Genomic DNA, 9,963 nt, shown 5'->3' with positions numbered 1-9,963 from the left:
TGAACACATTTAATCACAATAGTCGATATATTTAGTTACTTATATTTTCCTCCTTCTTATTGTGCATTGGCACCAGCAACGATTTCACTTACTTCACTTGTAATCGCGCTCTGACGTGCCTGGTTGTATTTTAATAACAACTCATCTGTTAATTCATTAGCATTGTCTGTTGCGTTCTTCATAGATGTTCTTCTAGACGCATTTTCTGCAGTCACTGATTCAATCAAGTAACCATAGATAACAGCCTGTAAATACATCGGAATTAAGCTTCCAAGTACTGATTCAGGACTTGGTTCAAACAATGTATCTTTATGGAATTTCTTATCAGAGACAAGATCTTCAGCCTTAAGTGGAAGAAGAGTCACATCTCTAGGTACGAAAGTTAAGTCATTCACATATTCTGTATATACAATATGAATAGACTTAATTTCTTTTTTCTTATAGCCTTCTAGAAGTGACGCAACTAATCTCACAACACTTCTAAAATCAAGGGTCGTATTAAGGTCTACATAAGTACCATCTACTTCACCTTTAAAATGTTTCTTAAACTGATTTAAGCCTTTATTACCAATCGCAATAATCTTCTTGGCATCATTGACTGATGCTTCAACCTGCTTAAAGATATTAGAGTTATATCCACCACATAGTCCTAAAGTAGAAGTGATAACGATATAAACATCTTCACCCTTATCATTTAATACTAAATAAGGAGAATCAATATCATTTCCTGCAGAAGATAAGATCTGTGCACAAGTATCTTTTACCTGTGTATAATAAGGCTTCATGTCATTCAACTGATTTCTAGTCTTAGAAAGCTTAGAGCTAGCAACAAGTTCCATAGCTCTTGTGATTTTCTTAGTAGATTCAATTGATTTGATACGACGCTTGATGGCTTGCATCTGCCCAGCCATAATTAAGCCTCAGCTTTCTGTAAGTTTTCGAACTGAGTTGTATAAGCCTTAACAGCTTCCTTCAACTTAGCAGTTAATTCATCAGATAATACTTTCTTTTCTCTGATTTCATCAAGAAGATCACTATGTGCAACAGCAAACTTCTCTACTAAACCATCCATGTATTCCTGTACCTTTTCCACTTTAACATTCTTAACGAATCCATTTTCAAGTGCAAATAGAGTAATAATCTGATCAATAACATCTCTTGGTGCATACTGTGCCTGTTTTAATACTTCACGTACACGTTCACCATGTTCAATCGCATTCTTAGTTGCTGCATCTAAGTCAGAACCAAACTGTGCGAATGACTGCATTTCTTCATACTGTGCTAATTCATACTTCAAGTTTCTAGAAACCTGCTTCATAGCCTTGATCTGTGCTGTAGAACCTACACGTGATACAGATAAACCTGTATCAATGGCAGGTCTGAAACCAGCATTGAATAATTCCTGCTGTAAGAAGATCTGACCATCAGTAATAGAAATAACGTTAGTAGGGATATATGCTGAGATATCACCTGCCTGTGTTTCAATGATTGGAAGGGCAGTAATAGAACCTCCGCCATTTTCTTCATTTAAACGACAAGATCTTTCTAATAGTCTTGAATGTAAGTAGAATACATCACCTGGATAAGCTTCACGTCCTGGTGGTCTCTTTAATAATAGAGACACTGTACGATAAGCTACGGCATGCTTACTTAAATCATCATAAACGATTAATACATCCTTACCCTGGTCAAGCCATTCTTCAGCAATAGCACAACCTGCATAAGGAGCAATATACTGAACTGGAGCAAGTTCAGAAGCTGATGCAGAAACAACAACAGTATAATCCATTGCGCCTGCCTTCTTTAATTTTTCAACAACCTGTGCAACTGTAGAGTTCTTCTGACCAATTGCTACATAGATACAGTACATATCCTGACCTTTCTGGTTGATGATTGTATCAACAGCAATAGCTGTTTTACCAGTCTGTCTGTCACCGATGATTAACTCACGCTGACCTCTACCAACTGGAATAATTGCATCAATAGTAGTGATACCAGTCTGTACTGGCTGATCTACTGATTTTCTTGTCATAACACCAGGAGCCACTCTTTCGATTGGTCTAGTCTTTGTAGTGATAATTTCACCCTGACCATCAATAGGCTGTCCTAAAGGGTTAACGACACGACCAAGCATTGCATCACCTACAGGTACTTCAATAATCTTACCTGTACGTCTTACTTCGTCGCCTTCTTTAATTTCGTCCGCATTACCTAATAAAGTAACACCAACACTATCTTCATCTAGGTTCATGACCATACCATAAACATCACCTGGGAAAAGGATCAATTCACCTAGCATTGCATTGTCTAAACCATGAACAACACTGACACCGTCACCAACAGTCATAACTGTTCCGACGTCTTTCTGTTCCATGACATCATCATAATGCTTAATCTGCTCTTTGATTAAAGCACTGATTTCATCGGGTCTTAATGCCACTTGCGTCACCTACTTTCTCAACAGCTCAGTCTTGAGCTTGCTGACTTTGTTCTTTAATGAGCCATCATAGACACGGTTCTCAATCTGAACCTTAACACCACCAATAAGTGTCTTGTCTTCAACAGTTCTTAAAGTGATTGTTTTGTTTTCTTTCTGAGAAATCGCTTCTTCAATTGCTTTTACCTGTTCATCGCTTAATGCGAAAGGTGTGAAGATAACGCCTTCCTCGATACCAAGATGCTTATTACTCATCTTAATAAAGCTTTTTGTAATAGGCGCAATATATCTTGTTCTTCTTTTCTTTACAAGCAGTTTAAGAAAATTCAATACATAATGATTTACTGAAGTGCCAAAACCTTTATCAAGTAATGCACACTTTGCTTCATCATCTACAAGCACATGAGAGAAGAATTTTTCAAATTCTGGATTACTTTCTAAAACTGTATCAACTAGTTTCATGTCTGCTAGATAATCTTCTAGCGCATGATCTTCTAACGCTAACTGATATAAGCTTTCAGCATAACGTTCTGCAACATTTGCATCCATTAGTTAACAACCTGTTTTACGAAATCATCTACTAAAGCTTTATTGGCTTCAGTATTCATATTCTGATCCATGACTTTAGTAGCCACTTCAACAGCAACATCCACAATTTCTTTCTTCATTTCATCCTGTGCTGCAAGCTTTTCAGATTCAATTTCATGGCGAGCCTGTTCAATCTTTTCTTGAGCCTGCTTGTTAGCTTCATCCATGATTTTACTCTTAGCCTTTACGGCATCTTCCTTAGCCTGATCTATGATTTCTTTATACTGTTTTGCAGCTTCTTTAGCCTGCTTTTCACTTTCTAGAAGATATTCAGATGCTTTTTCATTCTTAGCCTTCGCATCATTGATATTACCTTCTATAAAATCAGCTCTCTTCTGGAAGAATTCTAATACATAATTCCATAAATATTTCTTAAACAGAAGAAGCATGATTGCAGTGGAACATAACTGAACAATCATAGTGGTAGGGTTTGGAAATAACTTTGCGGCTATATCTGGCATAGTTTTTTCCTCCTTAAACTATTTTTTATTTGAATACGAATAATAAGATGAAAGAAATAAGTAAACCATAGAGGGCTACTGTTTCTGTTAAGGCGATACCTAAGATCATAGTAGTACGGATCTTGCTTTCAGCCTCAGGATTTCTTCCAATTGCAGATACTGCATGAGCGGCAACTAAACCTTCACCAATACCTGTACCTAAACCTGCAAGTACTGCAATACCAGCAGCGATTGCAATTAAACCTCTTGTCATAATCAATTTCCTCCTATTGACATTTTTTTCATTTATTCTTCATCTGGATTTTCATTAGAAATCAGAATTGAAGATAGTGTAACGAATACCAGTGCTTGTACACATCCAGAGAATACATCGAAATAACAATGTAATAGTGGTGCTACCACTGGTCCTAAAAAGTTGAATGGAATCAACTTGTAACTTAAGAATGATGTTGCCTGATATACTAAGGCCATAATAAATGTACCACTCAATAAGTTACAGAAAATACGCATTGATATAGAAATCAATGGTGAAATCAAACCAAATAGGTTTGTTGGGGGAATCAAAGTTCCCTTAATATAACTGCCAACACCCTGATACTTAATCGCATTAATCTGAATTAATACCCATGTAATTAATGTTAAGGATAACGTGATTGAGTAGTTAGTAGTTGGCGCATCAAAACCTGTTAATCCAAATAAGTTAGAAACCAACAGCCATGCAAATAACATAGAGAAATAAGGATAGTAGTTCTTCGCATATTTCTTAGGCATGATTGTGCCCATATAATCGTAAACCATCTTAATGGCGGTTTCAACAAGAAGAACCACACCTTTTGGTCTCTTAGTTGGATCTGCTTCTCTTATTTTTTTACCTGCATAAACAAAGAAAATAGAAAGTATCACAGTCACAATCAATGATGATATCAGTTCTGGCTGAATAGTGATTTTCATTATCTCATACGCCTCCTTTCTCCATATGCATGTATATAAATAGAAATCTTTACTACTAGATAGCCCAGAAATACAGTATACATATTTACTATTTCTGGAAAAAATCCAGCTATTGCAAACCCTAATGCAAATATAAACAATTTAGCCATAAATAATATAACCGCAATTGTCTTACCTGCAGTCTGGATAGAAAGTATTGTATCAGTCATCTTCATATTGATCTGTAAAATTAATAAATCAATAAGATAGCCTAATACAAACCCTAAGCAGTAGCTGATCGAATGAAGAATGATGGAAAGTAGTACCGCAAGAATCAATCCTGCAAGAAATACTTTAACAGAAGTTCTTCTTACTTCATATTCATCAAATCCCATTAATTAGTACCAAACAAGCGGTCTCCCGCATCTCCTAAACCTGGTACAATATATCCCTTGTCATTTAGTTTTTCATCTAATGCAGCTAAAGTAAGCTTAACATCTGGATGATGTTCTTCAATGTATTTCACACCTTCAGGTGCACCTACAAGGCAGACAAGTTCAATATCCTTCGCACCACGATCTTTAATATTCTGGATAGCCATATCAGCTGAACCACCAGTAGCAAGCATAGGATCAAGAACAATAACCTTTGCGCTCTCTAATCCTTTAGGAAATTTAGCATAATATTCATGAGGAATCAATGTTTCTTCATCTCTATACATACCAATATGACCTACTTTCGCAGTTGGTATGATTCTTCTGAAGCCATCTACAAGACCCACACCAGCACGTAAGATAGGTACAAGAATAATATCCTTGTCTAGTTCATAACCAGTTGTCTTACAAAGAGGTGTTTCAATTTCCTTTTCTTTTAAAGGATAATCTTTTGTGACTTCATAAGCCATCAACATTGCGATTTCATCAAGATTCTGCTTAAAAATATAGTTTGATGTCTTTTCTTCTCTCATAATTGAGAGTTTGTGTTTAATTAATGCATGATTGAGTACTTTAACCATTTTATGGCCTCCTAGTATTTAATATCGTCATACATAGTCACTTTATCAGTTAACTTCTTTACTCTTGCAAGACATTCATTCTTTACTTCATCAGTTTCTTCATTCTTTAAACGATAAGCAATAATCTTTCCAACTTCTCTGAAGTCATCTTCCTTGAATCCTTTTGTGGTCATTGCTGGTGTACCAACACGGATTCCAGAAGCCTTGAAAGGTTTTTCTGTATCGAAAGGAATCGCATTCTTATTAGCTGTAATATTGATTTCATCAAGTAATCTCTGAGCTTTCTTACCTGTAATACCACAGCTGCTCTTTACATCAATAAGTAATAGATGATTATCAGTACCACCAGTTACAAGACGGAATCCTTCTTCCTTTAAAGATTCTTCTAAAGCTTTCGCATTCTTAATGATTTGATGACTATATTCCTTGAATTCAGGCTGTAATGCTTCATAGAAGCAAGCTGCTTTAGCTGCAATAATATGCATAAGAGGTCCACCCTGCATACCAGGGAAAACAGCTCTATCAATATCTTTTGCATACTTTTCCTTACACATGATGACACCACCTCTAGGACCTCTTAAAGTCTTATGAGTTGTAGTAGTCACGATATCTGCATAAGGAAATGGAGATGGATGATCTCCTGCAGCAACTAAACCAGCGATATGTGCCATATCTACCATAAAGATAGCTCCAACACTATGTGCTACTTCAGCCATGAATTTGAAATCAATAGTTCTTGCATAAGCACTTGCCCCTGCAACAACTAACTTAGGTTTGATTTCTTCACATAATCTCTTATATTCATCATAATCAATTCTTTCTGTTTCCTTATCAACACCATAAGCATGGAATTCATAAGTCTTACCAGAGTAGTTTAATGGATGTCCATGAGTTAAATGCCCACCATCATTTAAAGACATACCTAGTACTTTATCACCTGGCTGTAATAAAGCAAAATAAACAGCTGTATTCGCTTGTGTACCAGAATGAGGCTGAACATTTGCATACTCACAGCCAAATAACTTCTTAAGTCTTTCCTGTGCCAATGTTTCTACTTCATCCACAAACTGACATCCACCATAATATCTCTTACCTGGATATCCTTCAGCATATTTATTTGTTAGAACTGAGCCCGCAAGCTCCATGATTTCTTTAGATACAAAGTTTTCGGAAGCAATTAATTCAATATTGTTTCTTTGTCTATTCAATTCTCGCTCAACACTCGCAAATACTTCTGTATCTCTCATAATGCTTACTCCTTTTCTAAAGCCATCATTTTTTCAATTCTCTTAACATGTCTTCCACCTTCAAACTCAGTATGTAGCCATGCATTAAGAATCTCAACAGCGAGTCCTTCTCCAATAACTCTCTGTCCCATTGCAATCATGTTAGTATCATTATGAGCTCTTGTCGCTTTTGCACTAAATACATCATGACATAATGCGCAGCGGATACCATCTACCTTATTACATGTAATTGATACACCAATGCCTGTTCCACAAACAACGACACCTTTCTCACATTCTCCTGATGCAACAGCTTTAGCTGCCTTAGATGCATAATCAGGATAATCACAAGAGTCTTCAGTATAAGTACCATAGTCTACAACTTCATAACCCTGTTTCTTCATTTCATCAATAAGAACATTCTTTAAACGTAATCCACCATGATCACAAGCGACTGCAATTTTCATAATATACCTCCTCGATTTCTTCTTTGGTAATTAAACCTTCTCTTAGTATTCTCACATCACCTTGACTTAAATCCACGACTGTAGATGCAGTTGCCGAAGCAGTCTGTCCTCTGACAACCATATCAATCTGTCCATCAAGCTGTGCAAGTACTTCTTTTTCGTTTGTCGTATTCCCTTGGCCAGATAAATTAGCACTTGTTACTGATAAAGGCCCTGTCTGATCAATGAGTGACAAAACGAAAGAACTGTCTGGGATTCTAATACCTATTGTATCTTTTCCACTAACATGTCTCGAATCCACACTGTCCAGTCTTTTTAATACGATTGTCATTCTACCTGGCATAAACTTATCAATCACTCTCTGGGTACCCTCGTCTACTAAGCCATACTTCTTTACATCATCTTTTTTTGACAACATAAGAGTCACTGCTTTATTCGGGTTACGTTTCTTGATTTCCATAATTCTATCAAGACCCTTCAAATCATTGAATAAGCAGGCAACGCCATAAACAGTTTCCGTAGGAAATGCAACAATCTTCCCATCTCTTACTGCACTTACTAATAAATCCATCTGTTCTGGTTCTATAACCTGTGTCATTAAAATCACCTCATATCGGTATTATTCTAACACAAAAACTTTCTTAAAAACATATATTTATCGCTTTCAAACATACCCTTTTCTACTTACACTTTGACCTATCTGTCAATTATTTATTCAAACTTAATCTTTTGTATATGAATTCTTTATAGAATATCTTATATAATGAATAAAAGGAGGCTTTTTGTCGTGAAAAAGAAGAATGTAGTTATTGGTACAATAGGCGCAGCCGCTGCGGCATCTGCCACTTATCTTGCAGCAGGGCGCATTGCGATAGAAAAGGTATGTACAAGACGCAAAAAAGAAAAAGTAGGATTAAAACATCCAATGAGTGAAGATGATAAACAATGGCTAGATCATCAGACATTTATTGATATGGAAATCACTTCTTATGATGGATTAAAGCTAGAAGGGCAGTTCCTTCCTTATCCTGATTCTAATAAATTAGTGATCTGTGTTCATGGATTCCATTCTTACCATTATCGTGAGTTTGCATATTATATTCGTTTCTATCATGAACTTGGTTATAATATCCTTCTTCCAGATAATAGGGCACATGGACAGTCAGAAGGACATTATATTGGTTTTGGATGGTTGGATCGTTTAGATATATTAGAATGGATTAAAAAAATGGAAGAGTACTTCCATAATGAACCTATGAGTATTGTCTTACATGGTATATCCATGGGTGGAGCAACAGTACTCATGGTAAGTGGTGAAGAATTATCTGATAATGTGAAAGCTATTGTCGCTGATTGCAGCTATACAAGTGCTTATGATGAATTCAAATACTACTTAAAGAATAAAGGATGTCCACCATTCTTATTACTTCCTAGTGCTACATTATTATCTAAAAAGACAGTAGGGTATAACTTCAAACAGGCCAGTGCAGTCAATCAAGTCAAGAAGTCTAAAACACCTACATTATTTATACATGGTAACCAGGATCACTTTGTGCCTACTTACATGGCATTAGAACTCTATAATGCTTGTCAGGCAGAAAAGAAATTACTTATTGTGAATGATGCCGCACATGGTGAATCTTATCATAAAGAGAAGAAACTTGTTCAAAGCAATATTACTCATTTCTTAGAGAAATATGTAGGCTGATTATTATGGCGTAGCTGACCAATAATTTCGATTTAGCCTGATCATTAATTCCGATACACTTGACCAATCATTCCGATTAGGTTGACCAATTATATTATACACACTCCTTTTCTAGTAAAATTAAGGTGTAGATAAGCATCGAATCTACACAATATTTTACAGGAAAGGAGTTTTTATTTTGAAACCATACGAGGAAAAATACAAAGAGATTTTAAGATATTTATCACTAGGTATGTCTAGAAACGAAATTTCAAAGCTATTAAAGACTTCAAGAAACACGATCAGAAAAGTAGAAAATGCTGCTAAGTCTTTAAGATTATCCTGGAATGATGTCAGCACTATGACTAGTGAAGAATTCGCTGACAAGCTGTTTCCAAAGCCAGAAGATGATAGTGATAATTTACAGCCGAAGCCTGATTGTGAAATGATGTATCTTGAACTACAAAAACCTGGTGTAACCAAGATGCTTTTATGGCAGGAGTACTACAATGAGGTAAGAGCTGCAGGTAAGATTCCATTGCAGTATTCTCAGTTCTGTAATTATTTCAATCAGTATATCGAAAGAAACAAAGCTACGATGCACTTTGATCATAAGATAGCTGAAAGAATTGAAGTGGACTGGTTATGAGAATCTTTGCATAACCAGTCCACCATTAATTTATCCCCTGGCTTATGTGTGATATGCATTGGAAGATTATTTTTCTTTACATAATCACGATACTTTTCGCAAAAGTAACTGTACTGATAGAATGGGAAGTTATTGTTTCTGCAATCTTCTGCATATTCTTCCCATAATAATCTAATGTTTGTCCCTGGTCTTAACAGTTCTTTATGAATATACTGATAATCAGGTTGCTTAATAATCAGATTGAGTTTAGTCTCCTTTCCAAATAATAGTTTCTGTACTTCCATTTCATTTTGATTCTGGATCATTGACCAACAAATATTGTTTTCATCGGCCACTTTAGACACTTTTCTTACTGTATCTCTTGATACCTTAAGTGCTTCAGCTATCTTTCGCTGACTGAAATTTTGAGACCTCATTTCCAAAATCTTCTTAACATCTCGCATAAAAAACACCTCCTAGTTGCAAGATTTGATAAGTATTTATTACTTATCAAATCCATTTTA

14 protein-coding genes are annotated in these 9,963 nt (G+C 35.8%); 2 read left to right on the top strand and 12 right to left on the bottom strand.

Going from position 1 to position 9,963, the window contains the following annotated elements; translation table 11 throughout:
• Positions 1 to 56: 56 nt before the first annotated feature.
• The 11 genes from atpG to ACT8VG_RS03600 are packed head-to-tail and all read right to left on the bottom strand — an operon-like array spanning position 57 to position 7,722.
• Entirely contained in the window at positions 57 to 911 is an 855-nt protein-coding gene (atpG, locus tag ACT8VG_RS03650) for an ATP synthase F1 subunit gamma (protein WP_006506964.1), read from the bottom strand.
• Between the two features lie 2 nt (positions 912 to 913).
• On the bottom strand, positions 914 to 2,440 hold the full coding sequence (gene atpA / locus ACT8VG_RS03645) for a F0F1 ATP synthase subunit alpha (protein WP_022425537.1): 1,527 nt from the start codon (positions 2,438 to 2,440) through the stop codon (positions 914 to 916).
• A gap of 9 nt (positions 2,441 to 2,449) precedes the next feature.
• A complete protein-coding gene (locus ACT8VG_RS03640; protein WP_187011872.1) occupies positions 2,450 to 2,986 on the bottom strand; it encodes a F0F1 ATP synthase subunit delta in 537 nt (178 codons plus the stop codon).
• Complete coding sequence (atpF, locus tag ACT8VG_RS03635) at positions 2,986 to 3,486, bottom strand: F0F1 ATP synthase subunit B (RefSeq protein WP_006506961.1); 501 nt, start codon at positions 3,484 to 3,486, stop codon at positions 2,986 to 2,988. Before atpF ends, ACT8VG_RS03640 begins: the two co-directional genes overlap by 1 nt.
• 25 nt (positions 3,487 to 3,511) lie before the next feature.
• The gene (atpE, locus tag ACT8VG_RS03630) at positions 3,512 to 3,739 is read right to left on the bottom strand and encodes an ATP synthase F0 subunit C (protein WP_006506960.1); all 228 of its coding nucleotides are present in this window, start codon (positions 3,737 to 3,739) and stop codon (positions 3,512 to 3,514) included.
• 32 nt (positions 3,740 to 3,771) lie between these two features.
• Positions 3,772 to 4,437 carry a F0F1 ATP synthase subunit A gene (locus tag ACT8VG_RS03625; RefSeq protein ID WP_022425536.1) on the bottom strand — a complete coding sequence of 222 codons (666 nt, stop codon included), beginning with the start codon at positions 4,435 to 4,437 and terminating at the stop codon, positions 3,772 to 3,774.
• Positions 4,437 to 4,811, bottom strand: a complete 375-nt coding sequence (locus ACT8VG_RS03620) for a hypothetical protein (protein ID WP_187011873.1) — start codon at positions 4,809 to 4,811, stop codon at positions 4,437 to 4,439. The genes ACT8VG_RS03625 and ACT8VG_RS03620 overlap by 1 nt, the downstream gene beginning before the upstream one ends.
• Entirely contained in the window at positions 4,811 to 5,431 is a 621-nt protein-coding gene (upp, locus tag ACT8VG_RS03615) for a uracil phosphoribosyltransferase (RefSeq protein ID WP_444195225.1), read from the bottom strand. Before upp ends, ACT8VG_RS03620 begins: the two co-directional genes overlap by 1 nt.
• Before the next feature lie 11 nt (positions 5,432 to 5,442).
• Complete coding sequence (gene glyA, locus ACT8VG_RS03610) at positions 5,443 to 6,678, bottom strand: serine hydroxymethyltransferase (RefSeq protein ID WP_444195224.1); 1,236 nt, start codon at positions 6,676 to 6,678, stop codon at positions 5,443 to 5,445.
• Between the two features lie 5 nt (positions 6,679 to 6,683).
• On the bottom strand, positions 6,684 to 7,124 hold the full coding sequence (gene rpiB, locus ACT8VG_RS03605; RefSeq protein ID WP_117458981.1) for a ribose 5-phosphate isomerase B: 441 nt from the start codon (positions 7,122 to 7,124) through the stop codon (positions 6,684 to 6,686).
• The gene (locus ACT8VG_RS03600) at positions 7,102 to 7,722 is read right to left on the bottom strand and encodes an L-threonylcarbamoyladenylate synthase (protein ID WP_117458980.1); all 621 of its coding nucleotides are present in this window, start codon (positions 7,720 to 7,722) and stop codon (positions 7,102 to 7,104) included. Before ACT8VG_RS03600 ends, rpiB begins: the two co-directional genes overlap by 23 nt.
• 189 nt (positions 7,723 to 7,911) lie before the next feature.
• Between ACT8VG_RS03600 and ACT8VG_RS03595 the strand changes: the two genes are divergently transcribed.
• Both ACT8VG_RS03595 and ACT8VG_RS03590 read left to right on the top strand, forming a co-directional pair.
• The gene (locus tag ACT8VG_RS03595) at positions 7,912 to 8,832 is read left to right on the top strand and encodes an alpha/beta hydrolase (RefSeq protein ID WP_432265782.1); all 921 of its coding nucleotides are present in this window, start codon (positions 7,912 to 7,914) and stop codon (positions 8,830 to 8,832) included.
• A gap of 178 nt (positions 8,833 to 9,010) precedes the next feature.
• On the top strand, positions 9,011 to 9,460 hold the full coding sequence (locus ACT8VG_RS03590) for a hypothetical protein (RefSeq protein WP_217106327.1): 450 nt from the start codon (positions 9,011 to 9,013) through the stop codon (positions 9,458 to 9,460).
• Here ACT8VG_RS03590 and ACT8VG_RS03585 read toward each other — a convergent pair.
• Entirely contained in the window at positions 9,421 to 9,903 is a 483-nt protein-coding gene (locus tag ACT8VG_RS03585; RefSeq protein ID WP_444195223.1) for a hypothetical protein, read from the bottom strand. The genes ACT8VG_RS03590 and ACT8VG_RS03585 overlap by 40 nt on opposite strands.
• Between the last annotated feature and the right edge of the window lie 60 nt (positions 9,904 to 9,963).

It is taken from the genome of Catenibacterium sp. (assembly GCF_052354645.1).
Classification (GTDB): Bacteria; Bacillota_I; Bacilli_A; order Erysipelotrichales; family Coprobacillaceae; genus Catenibacterium; species Catenibacterium mitsuoka_A.
Note: the sequence above shows the minus strand (reverse complement) of the source record. Positions and strands in the feature narration are given on the sequence as shown.

Bases quoted from the DNA above. Each gene is read 5' to 3' on its own strand.
- atpG (WP_006506964.1), bottom strand. From the start codon at position 911: ATGGCTGGGCAGATGCAAGCCATCAAGCGTCGTATCAAATCAATTGAA.
- ACT8VG_RS03640 (WP_187011872.1), bottom strand. From the start codon at position 2,986: ATGGATGCAAATGTTGCAGAACGTTATGCTGAAAGCTTATATCAGTTA.
- atpF (WP_006506961.1), bottom strand. From the start codon at position 3,486: ATGCCAGATATAGCCGCAAAGTTATTTCCAAACCCTACCACTATGATT.
- atpE (WP_006506960.1), bottom strand. From the start codon at position 3,739: ATGACAAGAGGTTTAATTGCAATCGCTGCTGGTATTGCAGTACTTGCA.
- ACT8VG_RS03625 (WP_022425536.1), bottom strand. From the start codon at position 4,437: ATGAAAATCACTATTCAGCCAGAACTGATATCATCATTGATTGTGACT.
- ACT8VG_RS03620 (WP_187011873.1), bottom strand. From the start codon at position 4,811: ATGGGATTTGATGAATATGAAGTAAGAAGAACTTCTGTTAAAGTATTT.
- upp (WP_444195225.1), bottom strand. From the start codon at position 5,431: ATGGTTAAAGTACTCAATCATGCATTAATTAAACACAAACTCTCAATT.
- glyA (WP_444195224.1), bottom strand. From the start codon at position 6,678: ATGAGAGATACAGAAGTATTTGCGAGTGTTGAGCGAGAATTGAATAGA.
- rpiB (WP_117458981.1), bottom strand. From the start codon at position 7,124: ATGAAAATTGCAGTCGCTTGTGATCATGGTGGATTACGTTTAAAGAAT.
- ACT8VG_RS03600 (WP_117458980.1), bottom strand. From the start codon at position 7,722: ATGACACAGGTTATAGAACCAGAACAGATGGATTTATTAGTAAGTGCA.
- ACT8VG_RS03585 (WP_444195223.1), bottom strand. From the start codon at position 9,903: ATGCGAGATGTTAAGAAGATTTTGGAAATGAGGTCTCAAAATTTCAGT.